Below are 22,908 nucleotides of genomic sequence, written 5' to 3' on the forward strand. Positions count from 1 at the left end.
GGCTTCAGAGAATTCATTCGGTGTTGCAGGGAAGGACAACGGATTTGCGAGCGGAGCTGAAATTCCCCTCTCCAGGCGGAGAGGGGAGAAGACACTATTTAAAGCGCATCGAGAGGTCGAGGGCACGCACGTGTTTGGTCAGCGCCCCGACGGAGATGTAATCAACACCGGTCTCGGCGAATTCACGGATAGTATCGAACGTCACGTTGCCGGATACCTCAAGCTGAGCCTGTCCGTTAGTCAGTTTTACTGCCTCACGCATCTGCTCGGTTTCGAAGTTATCGAGCATGATGATATCGGCTCCGGCTTTTATCGCCTGCACAAGTTCTTCCAGGTTTTCGACTTCCACTTCGACAGGGACATCCGGGTGCAGCCAGAAGGCTTTTTCAACCGCCTGACGCACCGAACCCGAGGCAATAATATGGTTCTCTTTAATCAGGAACGCGTCTGACAACCCCAGCCGATGGTTTGCGCCGCCGCCACAGAGCACCGCGTATTTCAGCGCTGTACGCAGGCCCGGCAGTGTTTTGCGGGTATCCAGTAACTGCGTACGGGTGCCGACAAGCAGGTCAACGTAGCGGCGTACTTCACTTGCCACCCCGGATAAGGTCTGGACGAAGTTAAGCGCGGTTCGTTCACCGGTGAGCAAAACGCGTGAAGGACCATTCAGCTCAAACAGCGGCTGGTTTGCCGTAATCGCATCGCCGTCTTCAACATGCCAGGTGATCTGCACATCATCCCCCGCCAGTTGGGTAAAGACCTCTTCAACCCAGCGCTTGCCGCAAAAAACGCCATCTTCACGAGTGATAATGACCGCGTGCGAACGTGCTTCTTTTGGCAATAATTGGGCAGTAATATCCTTTTCGGCATTGATGTCACCGCCCAGATCTTCTTTCAAAGCATGGGCAACGCTTGCCGGAATATCCATATTAATACGTTCCAGAAGCGCTTCACGTCGGTGGTCGGGGTTGTAGCGGCGAGGCGGCATGATAAAACTCCAAATTGGTAACGAATCATAATATTGAAACATGCTACTCTGAACCGAGTAACAGCACCATACATAAGGAGTTCCAGCATGTTGTTAGAAAACGGATGGCTGGTGGATGCGCGGCATGTGCCCTCGCCGCACCACGACTGCCGCCCGGAGGATGAAAAGCCCACACTGCTGGTTGTTCATAATATTAGTCTCCCGCCGGGTGAGTTTGGCGGTCCGTGGATCGATGCATTATTCACAGGAACGATAGATCCTGATGCCCATCCTTTCTTTGCTGAGATTGCACATCTGCGCGTGTCGGCTCATTGTCTGATTCGTCGCGATGGTGAAGTCGTTCAGTATGTTCCCTTTGATAAACGCGCCTGGCATGCCGGGGTGTCGATGTACCAGGGGCGCGAACGATGCAACGATTTTTCTATAGGAATCGAGCTGGAAGGCACTGATACCGTGCCCTATACCGATTCACAGTATCAACAGCTCGTGGCTGTCACCAAAACGCTTATTGGACTCTACCCGGCCATCGCCGAAAATATCACGGGACACAGTGATATCGCTCCGGCGAGAAAAACCGATCCCGGCCCGGCCTTTGACTGGTCCCGGTTTCGCGCCATGCTTACTGCGCCGTCAGAATAAGGAGATAACATGACGTTGTTTACCATGCTGCTGGTCATCATCGCCGAACGCCTGTTCAAACTCGGCGAGCACTGGCATCTGGATCACCGGCTGGAGGTGCTTTTCCGCCGGATTAAGCACTTTTCCATGCTGCGCACGCTGCTGATGCTGGCAGGGGTAATGGTGATTACGTTTCTGCTGCTGCGCTCGCTGCACGGACTCTTTTTCAACGTGCCGCTACTTGTTGTGTGGATCCTGCTGGGTGTGTTGTGCATTGGCGCGGGGAAGGTACGTTTGCATTATCACGCTTATCTTAAAGCGGCATCTCGTGATGATGCCCATGCACGTAGTGCGATGGCGAGCGAACTGACCATGATCCATGGGGTGCCACCGGATTGCGATGAACGTGAGTTTTTACGTGAGCTGCAAAACGCGCTTCTGTGGATTAACTTTCGTTACTACCTGGCACCGCTGTTCTGGTTTGTGGTGGGGGGCCCGTGGGGACCGGTATTGCTGATGGGTTATGCTTTTCTTCGTGCCTGGCAGACCTGGCTTGCCCGCTATCTGACGCCGCATGAGCGCTTGCAGTCTGGGATTGATGCCATTTTGCATGTGCTTGACTGGCTCCCGGTGCGGTTCGTGGGTGTGGTGTATGCGTTGATTGGTCACGGTGAAAAAGCGTTGCCTGCGTGGTTCGCTTCTCTTGCCGATCGCCATACGTCGCAGTACCAGGTGTTAACGCGTCTGGCTCAGTTCTCTCTGGCGCGCGAGCCGCATACCGATAAGATTGAAACGCCAAAAGCCGCAGTGTCGATGGCGAAGAAAACGTCATTTGTGGTGGTGGTGGTCGTGGCGCTGCTGACCATTTACGGCACGCTGGTGTAGGCCAGCGCGCCATAAACACTAAAGCGTATCCGCAGGCGGGATGCCGAAATCAGGCATCCCGTTTTCGTTCCAGCGGACAAGCTTCAGGCGGGTATGGCGATTGGGATCGTAAAGCGGATCGCCTTCAATTTCAGTGTAGTTCCGTGCGTGGTACACCAGCACATCTTCCCCATCCGGCGTCTGCGTAAAACTGTTGTGCCCGGGCCCATACTGGCGATTTTCATAGCTGGTGGTGAATACCGGGCGTGGAGATTTCTGCCAGTTTGCCGGGTTTTGCGGATCGGCGTTCATGTCGATCCACAATAGCCCCATGCAGTAGTTTTCGTCGGTTGCGCTGGCGGAGTAGCTGATAAACAGCCTGTCATTGTGCACCAGTACTGCCGGGCCTTCGTTAACCCAAAATCCGCGACACTCCCAGTCATATTCCGGTTTGCTGAGCATGACTGGCTCGCCTTTGAGCGTCCAGGGATTCTCCATTTCACACAAATAGAGATTGGAGTTGCCGGAGATATCCGGGGCTTTTTGCGCCCACAGATACCAGCGTTTCCCCTGATGCACAAACGTGGTGGCATCCAGCGCAAAGGTGTCGAACTGGCTTTTTATCTGCCCCTTTTCTTGCCATTTTCCGGTGAGGGGATCCGGGTCTGCGCACTCCAGGGCGAACATGCGATGCTGGAACATTCCGAGCTTATCGAGCGCCTGGGTATGGGTGGCGGCAAAATAGATGTACCACTTGCCGTCAATGTGATGTAGCTCCGGCGCCCAGATAAGCTCGCTCATAGGGCCGGTGTCGGGTTTCCGCCACACCACCACTTCGTCAGCGCTACGCAGTCCTTCCAGCGAGTCTGCGCGGCGGATTTCCAGCCTGTCGTACTGCGGCACGGAGGCGATAAAATAGTACTGCCCCTCATGGCGTAAAATGTACGGGTCGGCCCGTTGTTCGATAAACGGATTTGGCCAGGTTTGCATTCGGCTTTCCTTATTTAGTCTCAGCGGCTTTCAGTTCCTGATAGTCGCTCAGTTCACGGTAATTGGTGCGACGTTTTTCCAGGTCTTCCTGAATGCGTTTCATCGTTTCACGGTCTACCTTCAGCAGGCGTACCACGCCCGCGGTAATTAAGTATCCAATGCCGGGAATGACGGTAAACAGCAGCACGATCCCGTTAATGGCGTCCGCGCTCTGCGCTTTTGCGCCCGCGTCATAACCGTACCAGGAGAGCAGGAAGCCGACCATCGCTCCGGCAATCGCCAGCCCCAGCTTCAGGAAGAAGATGTTGCCGGAGAAGCTGATACCCGTAATGCGCTTACCGGTTTTCCACTCGCCGTAATCGTCCACATCGGCCATCAGCGACCAGTGCAGCGGGGAAGGGATCTGGTGCAGGATATTCAGCAGGAAGTAGAGCACCACGATGGTGGTTGTTGCTTTCGGGTCGAAGAAATAGAACGCGCAGGAGAAAATCGCCAGCACGATATTGGTCCAGAAGAACACCTTCAGCTTACACCAGCGGTCAGTTAACACTTTTGCCAGCATACTGCCGAACATCATGCCTACCACACCCAGACTGATAAACAGGGTGGCGAAGTGGGTGCTTTGGCCCATAACCCAGGTGACGTAATACATGGTCGCCGCCATGCGGATAAAACCCGGACAGACGTTGCACAGGGTTAACAGCAGAATGCGCACCCATTGATCGTTCTTCCACACGTCTTTCAGATCGTTTTTCAATTCGTCATGCGTCTGTACCGCCGGGCGCACACGCTCGCGGACGGTGGCGAAGCAGAACAGGAACATACAGGTACCAATCAGCGCCAGTACGGTCATCGCCATCTGGTAACCTTTGGCTTTGTTATCCCCACCAAACCAGTCGGCCATCGGCAGCAAGGTGAGTGACAGCAGCAGCGTCGCAATACCGACCATCACGAAGCGATAAGACTGACAGGCGACGCGCTCTTTAGGGTCGTTAGTAATCACGCCACCCAGCGAGCAGTACGGAATGTTGATGGCGGTGTAGGTCAGCGACAACAGGAAGTAGGTGACAAAGGCATAGATAACTTTGCTGTTATAGCTCCACTCTGGCGTGGTGAACATCAGGATACTGAACAGTGCATAGGGGACGGCGATCCACAGCAGCCATGGACGAAACCGCCCATATTTACTGCGGGTACGGTCAGCGATAGCACCCATAATAGGATCTGTTACGGCATCAATGACACGAACAGACAACAGCAATACGCCGACCAGTGCAGGTGCCAGACCAAAAATATCCGTATAGAAATAGTTAACAAACAACATGATGGCGCCGAAGATGATGTTGCATCCCGCGTCTCCCATCCCATAGCCGATCTTTTCTTTTACTGACAGTTTGCTGTTATCCATTAACTGCTCTCCAGATTGCGGTATGGAGAGAATTATTTGCTGGCAAAGGAATTTATGCGTTGCAGTATCGCGTCGGTGATATGGATAAAATTGCTGTTGGCGGGAATTTGTGAGGAAGGTAACAACACTCTGCACACCGGAAAAGGCGTGCAGAGTGGAAGGGCAGATTAGTGTGCTTTCACCGCGTTGCCGTTTTTCTGTTTAACCAGATAACCCACGCCGAGGATCGCAATCCAGACCGGGATCAGGTACACGGAAATCGCCATTCCCGGGGTGATCAGCATGATGACCAGCACTGCGGCCATGAACAGCAGACACACCCAGTTACCCAGCGGATAAAGCAGAGCCGGGAAACGCGTAGTCACGCCTTGCTGCTGTTTGGCGCGGCGGAACTTGATGTGCGCCAGGCTGATCATCGCCCAGTTGATAACCAGAGCCGAAACCACCAGTGCCATCAGCAGTCCGAAGGCGGATTCCGGGGCCAGATAGTTAATCAGTACACACAGCGCCGTCACAATGGCTGATACGATAATGGTGTTTACCGGCACACCACGTTTGTCGACGTTGAGCAGGGCTTTCGGGGCGTTACCTTGCTGAGCCAGACCAAACAGCATACGGCTGTTGCAGTATACGCAGCTGTTGTAAACGGACAGCGCTGCAGTCAGCACCACGATGTTCAGGGCGTTTGCCACGAAGGTATCGCCCAGCTCGTGGAAGATCAGCACAAACGGGCTGGTATCCGCGGTCACGCGCGTCCATGGCAGCAGAGAGAGCAGCACAGCCAGTGAACCCACATAGAAGATCAGAATACGGTAGATAACCTGGTTAGTGGCTTTCGGGATGCTCTGCTCCGGGTTGTCGGCTTCAGCGGCAGTGATGCCCACCAGCTCCAGCCCTCCGAAGGAGAACATGATGATTGCCATCATCATTACCAGGCCGCTCATGCCGTGTGGCAGGAATCCGCCCTGTTCCCACAGGTTACGTACGGTCGCCTGCGGGCCACCGTTACCGCTGAACAGCAGCCAGCCACCGAAGATGATCATGGCCACAACGGCGATGACTTTGATGATGGCGAACCAGAACTCCATCTCACCGAACACTTTGACGTTGGTCAGGTTGATGGCGTTAATGATGACGAAGAAGGCTGCAGCAGAGGCCCAGGTTGGGATCTCCGGGTACCAGAACTGAATGTACTTACCGACAGCGGTAAGTTCAGCCATGGCAACGAGTACGTACAGCACCCAGTAATTCCAGCCAGAGGCGAAGCCCGCGAAGCTCCCCCAGTACTTATAGGCAAAGTGACTGAAAGAACCGGCAACGGGTTCTTCAACGACCATTTCACCTAACTGACGCATGATCAGAAAAGCAATAAAACCTGCGATAGCGTAACCCAAAATAATGCCAGGGCCGGCAGACTGGATAACGGATGCGCTTCCCAGAAACAGGCCGGTACCGATAGCACCACCCAATGCGATGAGCTGAATGTGGCGGTTTTTCAGGCCGCGCTTTAGCTGATCGCCGTGCTGTTGAGCTTCCATTTGAAACCTCGTGTGTGGTTGTTATGTTCACGCTGGGCGTGTGTAATTATGAATGTCCGTTTTCTGTATTTATTTCTTTACGGTTAATGATACCGAAAAAATCGTAGATGACTTCCGTAAGCGCCAGAATAGTGGTAAGTGCCTGCGAATGCACCTGCTTTATGAAGGGCTGATGACGAGTTGAATAAAAAGAAAGCATTTGTAAATCACTCCGCGAACCTTTCTTACCCCAACCTATAGAATAGAAATGCGCCATAAGTGGGCTAATTTTCATTATTTGCTTTGTTGAATCGCTTCAGATTGCAAAAACCCTCGTTTCAATATGGTTAAAACTCCCTCTTTGTGAGTAATCAACTCATTTGTGCAAAGTTACATTTCTGAAACGTTATTTCTGTAAGGTTGTTAAAATGTGCAGCGTTTACTGATTTCAATCAAAACCAATATGGACAGAAGGTGAATACTTTGTTACTTTAGCGATACGAAATAGAAATTGGTAAGACCAATTGACTCCGGGCAAAAAGGCGTAAGACAGGGAATATGGCCTACAGCAAAATTCGCCAACCAAAACTATCTGATGTGATTGAGCAGCAGCTGGAGTTTTTAATCCTCGAAGGGACTCTGCGCCCGGGTGAGAAACTTCCGCCAGAACGCGAGCTGGCAAAACAGTTCGACGTTTCACGTCCTTCTCTGCGTGAGGCGATTCAACGTCTCGAAGCAAAGGGCTTGCTGCTTCGTCGCCAGGGCGGCGGAACCTTTGTGCAAAACAGCCTGTGGCAGAGCTTCAGCGATCCGCTGGTAGAACTTCTCTCTGACCACCCAGAATCCCAGTTTGACCTGCTTGAGACCCGTCACGCGCTTGAAGGTATTGCGGCCTATTACGCCGCTCTTCGCAGCACTGATGAAGATCGCGTGCGTATCCGCGAACTGCATCAGGCCATTGAACGGGCACAGCAGTCCGGCGATTTAGACGCCGAGTCCAGCGCCGTCGTCCAGTATCAAATTGCCGTCACCGAAGCGGCCCACAATGTGGTGCTCCTCCATCTGCTACGCTGCATGGAGCCCATGCTGGCCCAGAACGTTCGTCAGAATTTTGAATTGTTGTATGCCCGTCGGGACATGCTCCCACTGGTAAGCAACCATCGCACCCGAGTATTCGAGGCGATAATGGCCGGGGAACCGGAGCAGGCGCGCGAAGCGTCGCACCGACATCTGGCTTTCATTGAGGAAATCTTGCTGGACCGCAGCCGTGAACAATCGCGTCGCGAACGTTCATTACGCCGCATACAGCAACGAAAGGATTAAGCGCCAGGTACTTTTAGAGCGCGGCAACTAAACGCAGAACCTGTCTTATTGTGTTCTTGCCCAAGAGCACAATGGGACAGGTTCCAGACAAATCAACGTATTAGATAGATAAGGAATACCCCCATGTCAGAACGTCTCCAAAATGACGTGGATCCGATCGAAACTCGCGACTGGCTACAGGCGATCGAATCGGTCATCCGTGAAGAAGGTGTTGAGCGCGCTCAGTATCTGATTGATCAGCTGCTTTCTGAAGCCCGCAAAGGCGGTGTGAAGGTTGCTTCAGGTGCAGGGGCTAGCAACTACGTAAACACGATTGCCGTCGAAGACGAACCGGAATACCCGGGCAATCTGGATCTGGAACGTCGTATCCGTTCTGCAATCCGCTGGAACGCCATCATGACCGTTCTGCGCGCATCCAAGAAAGACCTGGAACTGGGTGGCCACATGGCGTCCTTCCAGTCTTCTGCAACCGTTTACGAAGTGTGCTTCAACCACTTCTTCCGTGCAGCGAACGAGAAAGACGGCGGCGATCTGGTGTACTTCCAGGGCCACATCTCTCCGGGCATCTATGCACGTGCATTCCTGGAAGGTCGTCTGACTGAAGAGCAGATGAACAACTTCCGTCAGGAAGTTCACGGTAAAGGTCTGTCTTCTTATCCGCACCCTAAACTGATGCCAACCTTCTGGCAGTTCCCGACCGTTTCTATGGGTCTGGGCCCAATCGGTGCGATCTACCAGGCTAAGTTCCTGAAATATCTGGAACACCGTGGTCTGAAAGACACCTCTGAGCAGACCGTATACGCCTTCCTGGGCGACGGTGAAATGGATGAGCCAGAATCTAAAGGTGCGATCACCATCGCGACCCGTGAGAAGCTGGACAACCTGTGCTTCATCATCAACTGTAACCTGCAGCGTCTGGATGGTCCGGTCACCGGTAACGGTAAGATCATCAACGAACTGGAAGGCATCTTCGCCGGTGCTGGCTGGAACGTGATTAAAGTCATGTGGGGCGGTCGTTGGGACGAGCTGCTGCGTAAAGACACCAGCGGTAAACTGATCCAGCTGATGAACGAAACCGTTGACGGTGACTACCAGACCTTCAAATCCAAAGACGGTGCCTACGTTCGTGAGCACTTCTTCGGTAAATATCCTGAAACCGCAGCACTGGTTGCAGACTGGACTGACGAGCAGATCTGGGCCCTGAACCGTGGTGGTCACGATCCGAAGAAAGTCTACGCTGCACTGAAAAAAGCGCAGGAAACCAAAGGTAAAGCGACTGTAATCCTGGCCCACACCATCAAAGGTTACGGCATGGGTGATACCGCAGAAGGTAAAAACATCGCTCACCAGGTTAAGAAAATGAACATGGACGGCGTGCGTTATATCCGCGACCGTTTCAACGTTCCAGTGACCGATGAGCAGGTAGAAAACCTGTCTTACATCACCTTCCCGGAAGGCTCTGAAGAGCACAAGTACCTGCACGAACGTCGTCAGGCGCTGAAAGGCTACCTGCCAGCTCGTCAGCCTAACTTCACCGAGAAACTGGAACTGCCAGCGCTGGAAGACTTCTCTCAGCTGCTGGAAGAGCAGAACAAAGAAATCTCTACCACCATCGCTTTCGTTCGTGCCCTGAACGTGATGCTGAAGAACAAATCGATCAAAGATCGTCTGGTTCCAATCATCGCCGACGAAGCGCGTACTTTCGGTATGGAAGGTCTGTTCCGTCAGATCGGTATCTACAGCCCGAACGGCCAGCAGTACACCCCGCAGGACCGTGAGCAGGTTGCATACTACAAAGAAGACGAGAAAGGTCAGATCCTGCAGGAAGGTATCAACGAACTGGGTGCTGGCGCATCCTGGCTGGCTGCTGCGACCTCTTACAGCACCAACAACCTGCCAATGATCCCGTTCTACATCTACTACTCCATGTTCGGGTTCCAGCGTATCGGTGACCTGTGCTGGCAGGCTGGCGACCAACAGGCTCGCGGCTTCCTGGTAGGCGGTACTTCCGGTCGTACGACCCTGAACGGTGAAGGTCTGCAGCACGAAGATGGTCACAGCCACATTCAGTCTCTGACTATCCCTAACTGTATCTCTTACGACCCGTCTTACGCGTACGAAGTGGCAGTCATCATGCATGACGGTCTGCAGCGCATGTACGGTGAAGCACAAGAGAACGTTTACTACTACATCACCACCCTGAACGAAAACTACCACATGCCGGCAATGCCAGCAGGTGCCGAGGAAGGTATCCGCAAAGGTATCTACAAACTCGAAACCCTCGAAGGTAGCAAAGGTAAAGTTCAGCTGCTGGGCTCCGGTTCTATCCTGCGTCACGTACGTGAAGCAGCACAGATCCTGGCGAAGGACTACGGTGTCGGTTCCGATGTGTACTCTGTGACCTCCTTCACTGAACTGGCGCGTGATGGCCAGGATTGTGAGCGCTGGAACATGCTGCACCCAATGGAAACCCCACGCGTTCCGTACATCGCTCAGGTGATGAACGACGCGCCAGCGGTGGCGTCTACTGACTATATGAAACTGTTCGCTGAGCAGGTTCGTACTTACGTACCTGCTGATGATTATCGCGTACTGGGTACTGACGGCTTCGGTCGTTCTGACAGCCGCGAAAACCTGCGTCACCACTTCGAAGTTGATGCTTCTTACGTGGTTGTAGCAGCACTGGGCGAACTGGCTAAACGTGGCGAAATCGATAAGAAAGTGGTTGCGGAAGCAATTACCAAATTCAACATCGATGCAGAAAAAGTTAACCCGCGTCTGGCGTAAGAGGTAAAAGAATAATGGCTATCGAAATCAATGTACCGGACATCGGGGCTGATGAAGTTGAAATCACCGAGATCCTGGTCAAAGTAGGCGACAAAGTTGAAGCTGAACAGTCGCTGATCACCGTAGAAGGCGACAAAGCCTCTATGGAAGTCCCGTCTCCTCAGGCTGGCATCGTTAAAGAGATCAAAGTCTCTGTTGGCGATAAAACCGAGACTGGCAAACTGATCATGATTTTCGATTCCGCCGACGGTGCAGCAGCTGCTGCACCTGCGCAGGAAGAGAAGAAAGCCGCTCCGGCCGCCGCTGCTCCAGCAGCTGCCGCGAGCGCGAAAGAAGTTAACGTGCCTGACATCGGCGGTGACGAAGTTGAAGTCACTGAAATCCTCGTGAAAGTGGGCGATACCGTTGCGGCTGAGCAGTCACTGATCACCGTAGAAGGCGACAAAGCCTCTATGGAAGTGCCAGCGCCGTTCGCGGGTACCGTTAAAGAGATCAAGATCAACACCGGTGACAAAGTGTCTACTGGCTCTCTGATCATGATCTTCGAAGTGGCGGGTGCTGCACCTGCTGCTGCGCCTGCACAGGCAGCTGCTCCGGCGGCCGCGGCTCCAGCGGTTGCTGGTGGCGCGAAAGACGTTAATGTACCAGACATCGGCGGTGACGAAGTTGAAGTGACCGAAGTGATGGTTAAAGTGGGCGACAAAGTTGTCGCTGAACAGTCACTGATCACCGTAGAAGGCGACAAGGCTTCCATGGAAGTCCCTGCGCCATTCGCGGGTACCGTTAAAGAGATCAAAATCAGCACTGGCGACAAAGTGTCTACCGGCTCTCTGATCATGGTCTTCGAAGTAGAAGGCGCTGCGCCTGCTGCTGCTCCGGCGGCCGCGGCTGCTCCAGCACCAACTGCTGCACCGGCTCAGGCTGCTAAACCAGCTGCTGCCCCTGCTGCAAAAGCGGAAGGCAAATCTGAGTTCGCTGAAAACGACGCTTACGTCCACGCGACTCCGCTGATTCGTCGCCTGGCGCGCGAATTCGGTGTTAACCTGGCGAAAGTGAAAGGGACTGGCCGTAAAGGTCGTATCCTGCGCGAAGACGTTCAGACTTACGTGAAAGACGCGGTGAAACGCGCTGAAGCTGCACCAGCTGCAGCGGCAGGCGGCGGCATCCCGGGCATGCTGCCATGGCCGAAAGTGGACTTCAGCAAGTTCGGCGAAATCGAAGAAGTGGAACTGGGCCGTATCCAGAAAATCTCTGGTGCTAACCTGAGCCGTAACTGGGTGATGATCCCGCACGTTACGCACTTCGACAAAACCGATATCACCGATCTGGAAGCGTTCCGTAAACAGCAGAACGCCGAAGCTGAGAAGCGTAAACTGGACGTGAAATTCACCCCAGTGGTCTTCATCATGAAAGCCGTTGCCGCTGCTCTTGAGCAGATGCCACGCTTCAACAGCTCCCTGTCCGAAGATGGCCAGAAGCTGACGCTGAAGAAATACATCAACATCGGTGTTGCGGTTGATACGCCAAATGGTCTGGTTGTTCCGGTCTTCAAAGACGTGAACAAGAAGAGCATCACTGAGCTGTCCCGTGAACTGACCGTGATCTCCAAAAAAGCGCGTGATGGTAAGCTGACTGCAGGCGAAATGCAGGGCGGTTGCTTCACTATCTCCAGCATCGGTGGCCTGGGTACAACCCACTTCGCACCGATTGTGAACGCGCCTGAAGTTGCGATCCTTGGTGTGTCCAAGTCCGCGATGGAGCCGGTGTGGAATGGCAAAGAGTTCGTACCGCGTCTGATGATGCCAATCTCTCTGTCCTTCGACCACCGCGTGATCGACGGTGCTGATGGTGCGCGTTTCATCACCATTATCAACAACACCCTGAGCGACATTCGCCGCCTGGTGATGTAATCGAAAAGCCGGCCTGACGGCCGGCTTTTTTCTGGTAATCTCATGGTGTTTGTGAGGTTATTGGCGAAAGCGACAATTCGTGAGCCGTTTGTTGTTTCAAAATTGTTAACAATTTTGTAAACTGCGGGCGGATAGAACGACCCGGTGGACGACGGGTATAAATTAAGAGGTCATGATGAGCACAGAAATCAAAACTCAGGTCGTAGTACTTGGGGCAGGCCCGGCAGGTTACTCCGCAGCATTCCGCGCCGCGGATTTAGGTCTGGAAACCGTCATCGTAGAACGTTACAGCACCCTCGGTGGTGTTTGTCTGAACGTCGGCTGTATCCCTTCTAAAGCGCTGCTGCACGTAGCCAAAGTTATCGAAGAAGCCAAAGCGCTGGCTGAACACGGTATCGTCTTCGGCGAGCCGAAAACCGATATCGACAAAATTCGTACCTGGAAAGAGAAAGTTATCACTCAGCTGACCGGCGGTCTGGCAGGTATGGCCAAAGGCCGTAAAGTGAAAGTGGTAAACGGTCTGGGTAAATTCACCGGTGCGAACACCCTGGAAGTGGAAGGCGAAAACGGTAAAACCGTGATTAACTTCGACAACGCGATCATCGCGGCAGGCTCTCGCCCAATCGAACTGCCATTCATTCCGCACGAAGATCCACGTGTTTGGGATTCCACCGATGCGCTGGAACTGAAAACCGTTCCAAAACGCCTGTTGGTTATGGGTGGCGGTATCATCGGTCTGGAAATGGGTACCGTGTACCATGCGCTGGGTTCAGATATTGACGTGGTTGAAATGTTCGACCAGGTTATCCCGGCTGCTGACAAAGACATCGTTAAAGTCTTCACCAAACGCATCAGCAAGAAATTCAACCTGATGCTGGAAACCAAAGTCACTGCCGTTGAAGCGAAAGAAGACGGTATTTACGTTTCCATGGAAGGCAAAAAAGCCCCATCCGAACCACAGCGTTACGACGCCGTGCTGGTGGCTATCGGCCGTGTGCCGAACGGTAAAAACCTCGACGCGGGCAAAGCTGGCGTGGAAGTGGACGACCGTGGCTTCATCCGCGTTGACAAACAGCTGCGCACCAACGTGCCGCACATCTTTGCTATCGGCGATATCGTCGGTCAGCCAATGCTGGCACACAAAGGTGTTCACGAAGGTCACGTTGCCGCTGAAGTTATCGCCGGCATGAAACACTACTTCGATCCGAAAGTGATCCCATCCATCGCGTACACCGAGCCAGAAGTTGCATGGGTTGGTCTGACTGAGAAAGAAGCGAAAGAGAAAGGCATCAGCTACGAAACCGCCACCTTCCCGTGGGCTGCTTCTGGCCGTGCTATCGCTTCCGACTGCGCAGACGGTATGACCAAACTGATCTTCGACAAAGAGACTCACCGCGTTATCGGTGGTGCGATTGTCGGTACCAACGGCGGTGAGCTGCTGGGTGAAATCGGTCTGGCTATCGAAATGGGTTGTGACGCTGAAGACATCGCGCTGACTATCCACGCTCACCCAACTCTGCACGAGTCTGTGGGCCTGGCGGCAGAAGTGTTTGAAGGCAGCATCACCGACCTGCCAAACGCGAAAGCGAAGAAGAAATAAGTTTCTTCACGATTGCTAAACGCCTCTTCGGAGGCGTTTTTTTTGTCTAAAGCCTACCCATTATGGTAGGTATCTTATTGATATTTCCGCTAAAAATTTTCTCTCATCTGCCGATACCTTTTTCACCATTGTGTAGCTACTGGCCGCACGGTTTAGGGGTTCTGGACTTTTGATTACACGAAAAAAGGAAATAACATGTCTTTGAAGAAAGTTGCGGTGATTGGCTTAGTGGCAGCAGCGATGACGCTGACCGGGTGTGGTGCGATGACCACTGCGGTGAAAAAACGTAATCTGGAAGTGAAAACTCAGATGAGCGAAACCATCTGGCTGGAGCCATCTAACGAAAAAACAGTCTACATTCAGGTTAAAAACACCTCTGATAAAGACATGAGCAACCTGCAGACGCTGCTGGCAAACGATCTGAGTGCCAAGGGATACAAGGTCACCAGCTCTCCTGACAGCGCATACTATTGGGTGCAGGCTAACGTTCTGAAAGCAGACAAAATGGACCTGCGAGAATCTCAGGGCTATCTGAAAACCGGCTATGAAGGTGCCGCTGTTGGTGCTGCGCTGGGTGCCGGTATTACGGCCTACAACAGCAACTCTTCTGGTGCGGCGTTGGGTGTGGGTCTGGCGGCAGGTCTGATCGGTATGGCGGCGGATGCGATGGTAGAAGATGTGAACTATACCATGGTGACCGACCTGCAGATCTCTGAGCGTAGCAAAGCAAAAGTCACCACCGATAACATCGCGGCACTGCGTCAGGGCACATCGGGCGTGAAACTGCAGACCAGCTCCGAGCAGGGCGATCGCGCTAAGTATCAGACACGTGTCGTGTCTAATGCTAATAAAGTGAACCTGAAATTCGAAGAAGCGAAACCGGTTCTGGAAGCGCAACTGGCAAAATCGGTCGCAAATATTCTGTAAGTTAAAAAGCCGGGCGGCGACTTCGCCTTACCCGGCCTACAGGCCTCGCTGGAGAAGAGCTACCGCACATTCAGGGCTCGACGGGCTGCCAGGTTTTATCAGGAGCATATGAGGCCAGCGCCCGCGCCTTTTGCTCCGAATCGCTGCCGAGATCCGACTGAAACACCTTGTCGTCCTGATTTATCAAAAAGCTCATTACGCCCGTCTGGCCGTAGCTGACCGGCCAGGCAACCATTGCGAAACCGTGGTTATCCGGCAAAATTCTGAAGCGATAGCCGTGATAGCCAGTACCCGGTTCTTTTGGACTGAAGGCCGGGCCGAGCGGGCTGGGCGTTTCACCAGGTGATGCAGGCCAGTACAAACCGTCCTTTTTCCCTGTGGTGCTGACGATCTTCTGGGCATACTTCTGGTTCATCGCATAATAGCTCTGCTGTGCATCCACGTAAGCATGTAAGGCTTCAATCGCTGCGAGCTCGTTACGCCCAATTTCGCGGGTCAGGATCTCCTCAGCACCTTCTTTGATATCAAATTGCCAGCCGGAATTGGTCTTGATGACCGGGATAGGAAGTTGCCAGTCAGTCTCTCCGACAACAAGATGCGCCGTATTACCTTCAACCACGGTGTTATGACGGACTTTCCAGTCGCGCAGGAAGCGATCGACGGCATCAGGGTCGACGCCTTCAGGGGGCAGGAAATCGCGCCAGTTCTCTCCAAGCAGGTTATTCATTGCACTTTCATTCTGATCACGAATGGCATTTGCCAGTGCGTCGGTCGCCTGGTCAGGCGTGCTAAAAGATTGTTGCGCCATAGCCGAGGCCGAAAGCATGAACAACACCATTCCACTGAGTAGTTTACTTTTCATGTCGGCTCCCTTAACGATGTCGAATTTCACGGCGTTCAGCGCGTCCGCCAGCTGCCTGGTGCGGTTGTTGTTGACGAGCGATCTGTCGGCTTTGCGCCCCTCGCTGCTGCTGTGCCTGCCAGTTGGCGGAGCGGCTGTCGTTGCCACTCAGAGCATTAGCCCGGGGCTGACTGATTCGCTGCTGGGTTGTGCGTTGCTGCGCAGGTTGCGAAACCCGTTTTTCATTTCTTTGCGCTGTGGTCTGACGATTATCACGCTGCTGTGTAGTCGTCCGCTTTGTCGTCTGCGGTTTGGTGTCATAGCCACGGTAGTTGTTGCGCTGGGAAATCTGCTTCAGCTGCTCATTTGAGGCCTTGCGCTGGACATCTTTGGTTCCCGGACGTGCCGTTTGAGGGAAGGTTTTACCCGTTGATTTCTCCATCTGGCTGAGGGCGGCCTGACGCTGGCTATCGCGATTAACCGGTTTTTGCTGCGTTGAACTTAACCCTGCGGCCGCGTTGGTGGAGTGGAAGCGGTTGTTGAGCTGGCTCGTCGGATAGGGTACGCCTTCCCGATAAGCCGGGTTGTGCTGCCAGGTGCGGTTGGCATCCGTCAGGCGCTGCCCGCTGATTTTATTGAAGTTCTCAACGTTGATATTGATGTTGTTATCACCGTTGCGGTTATAGCCGCCGTGATTATCCCAGTCGTCATGGTGATGATCCCAGTCATCGTCATCATCCCAGTCGATGCTGCTGAAGATGGCATAGGTTGTCGCGACGCCCAGGCTGAAGCCTAAACCGTTAACGAAGCTGTTGCCAAACTGCTCCCCGGGTGAAGGCGGGAGATAGGTGGGGGGATAAGCGGTGTTTGGCCAGGTTCCGTAAACCGTATTAGGGTTGTAGGTGGGAACGTACACGACTTGTGGATCGGCAGATTCAATTTTGATCACCGTTGGAGCCGGTGCGGACGTTGTGTTTGTCGTGGTTGACTCGCTGGTGCTCGTTTTAGACGGCGCCGCTTTTGTCACCGTGGTGACCGTTTGTTGAGGTGTCGACTGTAAGGCTCCGGTCTTCTGAGCCAGCACGCGCAGGCGTTGAACGGAATCCATCACATCTTTGGGTTGCGCGAGGAACGCATCGCCCAGATTTTGTACCCACGGTGGGTTCTCTCCCATCAGTGACATCAACTGAGGAAAGGCGACCAGCGATTTTACGCTGGGATCCCAGGGTTGGCTGGCAACGGCCTGAATAGCGGCATCACCTTCCATTTTAGGGTTGTCTTTCGACCACTGTGCAGCCTGGATGACGTTGGCCGGGTAGGTTGATGCCATCAAAATTTGCGACAGCAACGCGTCCGGGTAGAGCGCGATAGGGGCAACCCACTGATCGATTTGCGCGGCAGAGTATGTTGGTGTCGCGGCAGGAGCCGATTGGGGAGCAGGGGTTGCTACCGGTGCAACGGGTTGCTGTACGACGGGAGCCGGGGCTACAGGCTCCGTTGCACGGCTTTTGACGAACATGACGCCAGAGGCAGCAAGCAGCCCGGTACTGCAAAGAAGAACAAGCAGATGTGGCTTAAAAGACAACTTCATAAAATGACTCCAACGAGACAAGCGCTGTGCCGTGAGGCGTTACGGTTGGCGTGAGTATTATTCACCCGTCTTTTACTGTTTTGACTTTTCTTGGGAAACCATCCGGGGTATCCGGATAAAGAGTGTGAGCATTTATTACACAATTATATGTGATGCTGGAAAAATCGCTGGGATTTCAGAAGGCCGCTCTTGTGAGCGGCCAGCAGCTAGTTGCCGAGGTTGACCACAAACAGCACCGTGATGTCGGATATGTTCCAGCCACCGTGCAGCGCGGTAAGCAGTAAACCAATCACAACGATCAGCGCAGTGATTCGCATCTCCATTGCGTGCGTTCCTGTAAAGGCTACGCGGGTTCATTCTCCACCGGGAAAGGCAGAACCAGGCAAGTTGGGATTGCCGCAAATCTGCCCGCCCTGTGTGCTACCACCGCAAGGCAACAAATTAACCGCTGTGAGGCGGTTTTTTTGTACCTTCTAATCATCTCCTCTCCCCGCTACACCATGCTTAACGATTCAGCAAATTTTTTAATGTTGCTTTTTTGTAAACGGATTAACACTGTGCAGAAATCCTGCTATGCTGCCCGACGCGGTATCGGGCATTTACCCTACAAACTGCTGTCTCACAGGAGCGTGAAGAGAACGCCCGCCGCATATGACAATGAGAGCGAGGAGAACCGTCGTGCTAGAAGAATACCGTAAGCACGTAGCAGAACGTGCCGCCGAGGGAATTGTACCCAAACCTTTAGATGCAACCCAAATGGCCGCGCTCGTCGAGCTGCTGAAGAACCCGCCTAAGGGCGAAGAAGAATTCCTGTTAGATCTGTTGATCAACCGCGTACCGCCTGGCGTAGATGAAGCTGCCTACGTAAAAGCCGGATTCCTTGCTGCTATCGCCAAAGGCGAAGCCACCTCCCCACTGGTTACTCCTGAAAAAGCCATTGAACTGCTCGGCACCATGCAGGGTGGTTACAACATTCATCCGCTGATTGACGCGCTGGATAACGACAAGCTGGCACCGATTGCCGCTAAAGCGCTCTCCTCAACGCTGCTGATGTTCGATAACTTCTACGATGTGGAAGAAAAAGCGAAAGCGGGCAATGTCTATGCGAAGCAGGTGATGCAATCCTGGGCTGATGCCGAATGGTTCCTGAACCGTCCTGCTCTGGCTGAAAAAATTACCGTTACCGTCTTTAAAGTGACCGGCGAAACCAACACCGATGACCTCTCTCCGGCGCCGGATGCGTGGTCTCGTCCTGATATTCCTCTGCATGCTCTGGCGATGCTGAAAAACGCCCGCGAAGGCATTGAGCCGGATCAGCCGGGCAGCGTCGGCCCGATCAAACAGATCGAAGCTCTGCAGAAAAAAGGTTTCCCGCTGGCCTACGTGGGTGACGTTGTGGGTACCGGTTCTTCCCGTAAGTCCGCGACCAACTCCGTGCTGTGGTTCATGGGAGACGACATTCCACACGTGCCGAATAAGCGCGGTGGCGGTCTGTGCCTCGGCGGAAAAATTGCTCCGATCTTCTTCAACACCATGGAAGATGCGGGCGCACTGCCGATCGAAGTGGATGTTTCTAACCTGAACATGGGCGACGTGATTGACGTTTATCCGTTCAAAGGCGAAGTACGTAACCACGAAACCAACGAACTGCTGGCAAGCTTCGAGCTGAAAACCGATGTGCTGATCGACGAAGTGCGTGCAGGTGGCCGTATTCCTCTGATTATTGGCCGTGGCCTGACAACCAAAGCGCGTGAAGCGCTGGGTCTGCCACACAGCGATGTATTCCGTCACGCGAAAGACGTTGCGGAAAGCAATCGCGGTTACTCACTGGCGCAGAAAATGGTTGGTCGTGCATGCGGCGTCGCCGGTATCCGTCCTGGTGCATACTGCGAGCCGAAGATGACCTCTGTGGGCTCCCAGGATACCACTGGCCCAATGACCCGTGACGAACTGAAAGACCTGGCGTGCCTGGGCTTCTCTTCCGATCTGGTGATGCAGTCCTTCTGCCACACTGCGGCGTATCCGAAGCCGGTTGATGTGACGACACACCACACGCTGCCTGACTTCATCATGAACCGTGGTGGGGTTTCCCTGCGTCCGGGTGATGGTGTTATCCACTCCTGGCTGAACCGTATGCTGCTGCCAGATACCGTGGGTACCGGCGGTGACTCCCATACTCGTTTCCCGATTGGTATCTCCTTCCCGGCGGGTTCTGGTCTGGTGGCGTTTGCTGCGGCAACTGGCGTGATGCCGCTGGATATGCCGGAATCTGTTCTGGTGCGCTTCAAAGGCAAAATGCAGCCGGGTATCACCCTGCGTGACCTGGTTCACGCGATCCCGCTGTATGCGATTAAACAGGGCCTGCTGACCGTTGAGAAGAAAGGGAAGAAAAACATCTTCTCTGGCCGTATCCTGGAAATTGAAGGTCTGCCTGATCTGAAAGTTGAGCAGGCGTTCGAACTGACCGATGCCTCCGCTGAACGTTCTGCTGCGGGCTGTACCATCAAGCTGAACAAAGAGCCGATTATTGAGTATCTGAACTCTAACATCGTGCTGCTGAAGTGGATGATTGCAGAAGGCTACGGCGACCGTCGTACGCTGGAGCGTCGTATCCAGGGCATGGAAAAATGGCTGGCCGATCCGCAGCTGCTGGAAGCTGATGCTGACGCAGAATACGCGGCAGTGATCGACATCGATCTGGCGGATATCAAAGAGCCAATTCTGTGTGCACCGAACGATCCGGACGATGCGCGTCTGCTCTCTGATGTTCAGGGCGAGAAGATCGATGAAGTGTTCATCGGTTCTTGTATGACCAACATCGGTCACTTCCGCGCGGCAGGTAAACTGCTGGATACCCATAAAGGCCAGTTGCCAACCCGTCTGTGGGTGGCACCGCCAACCCGTATGGACGCGGCTCAGCTGACCGAAGAGGGCTACTACAGCGTATTTGGTAAGAGCGGGGCGCGTATTGAAATCCCTGGCTGTTCCCTGTGTATGGGTAACCAGGCGCGCGTAGCTGACGGTGCGACGGTAGTGTCTACCTCTACCCGTAACTTCCCTAACCGTTTAGGTACTGGTGCGAACGTCTATCTGGCCTCTGCGGAACTGGCGGCGGTTGCAGCGCTGATTGGTAAACTGCCTACGCCGGAAGAGTATCAGACCTTTGTCGCTCAGGTTGATAAGACGGCGGTGGATACCTACCGCTATCTGAACTTCGATCAGTTGTCTCAGTACACTGAGAAAGCTGACGGCGTTATCTTCCAGACGGCAGTGTAATAAATGCTACCCTCTCCTGCGGGGGAGGGGCTGTAGGTGAGAGCATCAGGCTGCAAGGCCTCGCTCTCACCTTTTTATTTTCATTCCTCCCACCTCCCACGCTTTTTTTCTTCCTCTCTGCTGCGATAATTACCCTAATGGCTTTGCAGAGGAAAACACTATGGATTACGAATTTCTGCGCGACATCACCGGAGTGGTGAAAGTGCGTATGTCGATGGGCCACGAAGCCGTTGGACACTGGTTTAACGAAGAGGTGAAAGAAAATCTCTCACTTCTTGATGAAGTTGAACAGGCGGCGAATACGGTGAAAGGCAGTGAACGCTCCTGGCAACGTGCCGGACACGAATACACGCTGTGGATGGACGGTGAAGAGGTGATGGTGCGAGCCAACCAGCTTGAATTCTCGGGTGACGAGATGGAAGAGGGGATGAGCTACTACGACGAAGAAAGTCTGTCGCTGTGCGGCGTTGAAGACTTCCTGAAGGTGGTGAATGCATACCGCGAGTTTATGAAACAGAGATAATTTCCCGAAGCATCCTTGCTCCGGGCAACACTTACACGGCCGGAATATTGCGGCCGTAGTAGATTTCGCGCATCTCTTTCCAGAGCAGGTCAGTGATGGCCTTACGCTCTTCTTCGCTCAGATCTTCCGGCTTCGTGTGGAACATGTAGTGCTTAAGGTCGAATTCCTTCAGTAACATCTTGGTATGGAAGATGTTCTCCTGATACACGTTCACGTCCATCATGTCGTACAGCGCCTTCATATCCTCAGACATAAAGTTCTGAATCGAGTTGATCTCGTGGTCAATGAAGTGCTTCATGCCGTTGATATCACGGGTGAAACCGCGCACGCGGTAATCAATGGTGACGATATCGGATTCCAACTGGTGGATTAAATAGTTCAGCGCGTTCAGCGGGGAGATCACGCCGCAGGTCGACACTTCTATATCGGCGCGGAACGTACACAGCCCACCTTCCGGATGGCTCTCCGGATAGGTATGAACGCAGATATGGCTTTTATCAAGGTGAGCAACAACCACTTCCGGCAGCGGGCCCGGATGTTCGGTTTTGTCGATAAGCTTAGGATCGACGGGTTCTTCGCTCACCAGAATGGTTACGCTGGCACCCTGAGGTTCATAATCCTGTCTGGCGATATTCAGGATGTTTGCCCCGATAATCGAGCAGGTTTCTGACAGGATCTCGGTCAGACGGTTGGCGTTGTAGAGTTCATCGATATAGGCGATGTAACCATCGCGTTCTTCCGCTGTTTTGGCATAGCAGATATCGTAAATACAAAAACTCAGGCTTTTGGTCAGGTTGTTAAAGCCATGTAGTTTAAGCTTTTTCAATTAGCTCACCCCCTTAGTGGATAAGGCGTCCTGAAGATACTGTGGCAGCGCAAACGCTGCGGTATGAACAGCAGGATTGTAATATCGGCACTGAAGACCAGCCTGATGGAAACGGGCCTGGATAATTTCGGTGGAGAGATGGCGCAGCACGTCGTTATCCGTCGCCCAGGCAAAGGTCATGATCCCGCCGTAGTAGGTCGGAATGGCGGCCTGGTAGAAGCTGACGTCGCCAAAGTAGGTGCTCAGTTTGCGATGGCTATCGAGAGCTTCATCCTGCTGCAGGAAGCAGACGCCATTTTGCGCGACAAAGATCCCACCAGGATTCAGGCAGCGCTTGCAGCCTTCGTAGAAGGAGGAAGTAAACAGCGACGCGCCTGGGCCGATGGGGTCGGTACAGTCCGAGATAATGACATCAAAGGTCTGCGTGGTCTGATTAACGAAGTTAACCCCGTCGTCAATCACCAGATTAAAACGCGGATCGTCATAGCTACCAGCATTGTGGTTGGGCAGGTACTGACGGCAGAAAGAGACCACGCCCGCATCGATCTCCACCATGGTGATGGTTTCAATAGAGCGATGGCGGGAAACTTCACGCAGCATAGCCCCGTCGCCACCGCCGATAATCAGGACATGCTTCGCATGCCCGTGCGCCAGCAGCGGGACGTGGGTCATCATTTCATGATAGATAAACTCATCTCGCTCGGTCGTTTGCACGACGCCGTCCAGCGCCATGACGCGGCCAAAGGCGGCATTCTCGAAGATGATCAGATCCTGGTGATCGGTTTTCTCATGATAGAGCACGTTATCAACGGCAAAGTACTGACCAAACTGGTCATGCAGTGTTTCATGCCACAACGTGTGGTCGGCCATACGCAGACTCCTCCTTTGTTAACATCCGTTACATTCACAAAAAGTGAGC

General features: G+C 53.5%; 17 protein-coding genes. 9 read left to right on the plus strand and 8 right to left on the minus strand.

Annotation, left to right across the window (positions count from 1 at the left end):
* Positions 1-94 precede the first annotated feature (94 nt).
* On the minus strand, positions 95-988 hold the full coding sequence (nadC, locus tag JGF26_RS15255) for a carboxylating nicotinate-nucleotide diphosphorylase (RefSeq protein ID WP_028016698.1): 894 nt from the start codon (positions 986-988) through the stop codon (positions 95-97).
* 87 nt (positions 989-1,075) lie between these two features.
* Between nadC and ampD the strand changes: the two genes are divergently transcribed.
* Positions 1,076-1,627, plus strand: coding sequence for a 1,6-anhydro-N-acetylmuramyl-L-alanine amidase AmpD (ampD, locus tag JGF26_RS15260; protein WP_028016699.1), 552 nt, complete (start codon positions 1,076-1,078; stop codon positions 1,625-1,627).
* A gap of 9 nt (positions 1,628-1,636) precedes the next feature.
* Positions 1,637-2,491 (plus strand): beta-lactamase regulator AmpE, encoded by an 855-nt coding sequence (ampE, locus tag JGF26_RS15265; RefSeq protein ID WP_028016700.1) that lies wholly within the window; start codon positions 1,637-1,639, stop codon positions 2,489-2,491.
* Between the two features lie 18 nt (positions 2,492-2,509).
* Here ampE and JGF26_RS15270 read toward each other — a convergent pair whose 3' ends face one another.
* The 3 genes from JGF26_RS15270 to aroP all read right to left on the minus strand — a co-directional run bounded on the left by JGF26_RS15270 (position 2,510) and on the right by aroP (position 6,406).
* Positions 2,510-3,460 carry a family 43 glycosylhydrolase gene (locus JGF26_RS15270; RefSeq protein ID WP_134708296.1) on the minus strand — a complete coding sequence of 317 codons (951 nt, stop codon included), beginning with the start codon at positions 3,458-3,460 and terminating at the stop codon, positions 2,510-2,512.
* Between the two features lie 10 nt (positions 3,461-3,470).
* The gene (locus JGF26_RS15275; RefSeq protein ID WP_134708297.1) at positions 3,471-4,868 is read right to left on the minus strand and encodes an MFS transporter; all 1,398 of its coding nucleotides are present in this window, start codon (positions 4,866-4,868) and stop codon (positions 3,471-3,473) included.
* Positions 4,869-5,035: 167 nt separating this feature from the next.
* Positions 5,036-6,406, minus strand: a complete 1,371-nt coding sequence (gene aroP / locus JGF26_RS15280) for an aromatic amino acid transporter AroP (protein ID WP_028016703.1) — start codon at positions 6,404-6,406, stop codon at positions 5,036-5,038.
* 537 nt (positions 6,407-6,943) lie between these two features.
* Between aroP and pdhR the strand changes: the two genes are divergently transcribed.
* The 5 genes from pdhR to traT all read left to right on the plus strand — a co-directional run bounded on the left by pdhR (position 6,944) and on the right by traT (position 14,932).
* Positions 6,944-7,708: a pyruvate dehydrogenase complex transcriptional repressor PdhR gene (pdhR, locus tag JGF26_RS15285; RefSeq protein ID WP_008501960.1), complete on the plus strand. Its 765-nt coding sequence runs from the start codon at positions 6,944-6,946 to the stop codon at positions 7,706-7,708.
* A gap of 123 nt (positions 7,709-7,831) precedes the next feature.
* Complete coding sequence (gene aceE, locus JGF26_RS15290) at positions 7,832-10,495, plus strand: pyruvate dehydrogenase (acetyl-transferring), homodimeric type (RefSeq protein ID WP_028016704.1); 2,664 nt, start codon at positions 7,832-7,834, stop codon at positions 10,493-10,495.
* 14 nt (positions 10,496-10,509) lie between these two features.
* Positions 10,510-12,405 carry a pyruvate dehydrogenase complex dihydrolipoyllysine-residue acetyltransferase gene (gene aceF, locus JGF26_RS15295; protein WP_134708298.1) on the plus strand — a complete coding sequence of 632 codons (1,896 nt, stop codon included), beginning with the start codon at positions 10,510-10,512 and terminating at the stop codon, positions 12,403-12,405.
* 175 nt (positions 12,406-12,580) lie between these two features.
* Positions 12,581-14,005 carry a dihydrolipoyl dehydrogenase gene (gene lpdA, locus JGF26_RS15300; RefSeq protein ID WP_023332094.1) on the plus strand — a complete coding sequence of 475 codons (1,425 nt, stop codon included), beginning with the start codon at positions 12,581-12,583 and terminating at the stop codon, positions 14,003-14,005.
* Positions 14,006-14,200: 195 nt separating this feature from the next.
* Positions 14,201-14,932: a conjugal transfer complement resistance protein TraT gene (gene traT / locus JGF26_RS15305; protein WP_028016706.1), complete on the plus strand. Its 732-nt coding sequence runs from the start codon at positions 14,201-14,203 to the stop codon at positions 14,930-14,932.
* A 70-nt stretch (positions 14,933-15,002) separates the two neighbouring features.
* Here traT and JGF26_RS15310 read toward each other — a convergent pair whose 3' ends face one another.
* Both JGF26_RS15310 and JGF26_RS15315 read right to left on the minus strand, forming a co-directional pair.
* Positions 15,003-15,794, minus strand: coding sequence for a DUF2950 family protein (locus tag JGF26_RS15310; protein ID WP_134708299.1), 792 nt, complete (start codon positions 15,792-15,794; stop codon positions 15,003-15,005).
* Positions 15,795-15,804: 10 nt separating this feature from the next.
* Positions 15,805-17,364, minus strand: a complete 1,560-nt coding sequence (locus JGF26_RS15315) for a DUF3300 domain-containing protein (RefSeq protein ID WP_134708300.1) — start codon at positions 17,362-17,364, stop codon at positions 15,805-15,807.
* Between the two features lie 678 nt (positions 17,365-18,042).
* On the opposite strand from JGF26_RS15315, the gene acnB reads away from it, so the two are divergent.
* Both acnB and yacL read left to right on the plus strand, forming a co-directional pair.
* The gene (gene acnB, locus JGF26_RS15320; protein WP_129323919.1) at positions 18,043-20,640 is read left to right on the plus strand and encodes a bifunctional aconitate hydratase 2/2-methylisocitrate dehydratase; all 2,598 of its coding nucleotides are present in this window, start codon (positions 18,043-18,045) and stop codon (positions 20,638-20,640) included.
* A gap of 160 nt (positions 20,641-20,800) precedes the next feature.
* Complete coding sequence (yacL, locus tag JGF26_RS15325; RefSeq protein ID WP_134708301.1) at positions 20,801-21,163, plus strand: protein YacL; 363 nt, start codon at positions 20,801-20,803, stop codon at positions 21,161-21,163.
* 31 nt (positions 21,164-21,194) lie between these two features.
* On the opposite strand, the gene speD is transcribed toward yacL, so the two are convergent.
* Both speD and speE read right to left on the minus strand, forming a co-directional pair.
* Positions 21,195-21,989, minus strand: coding sequence for an adenosylmethionine decarboxylase (gene speD / locus JGF26_RS15330; protein ID WP_028016711.1), 795 nt, complete (start codon positions 21,987-21,989; stop codon positions 21,195-21,197).
* Complete coding sequence (gene speE / locus JGF26_RS15335; RefSeq protein WP_028016712.1) at positions 21,990-22,859, minus strand: polyamine aminopropyltransferase; 870 nt, start codon at positions 22,857-22,859, stop codon at positions 21,990-21,992.
* Positions 22,860-22,908: the final 49 nt, after the last annotated feature.

Origin of the sequence: Enterobacter sp. E1 (genome assembly GCF_016809815.1) — a bacterium.
GTDB lineage: Bacteria > Pseudomonadota > Gammaproteobacteria > Enterobacterales > Enterobacteriaceae > Enterobacter > Enterobacter adelaidei.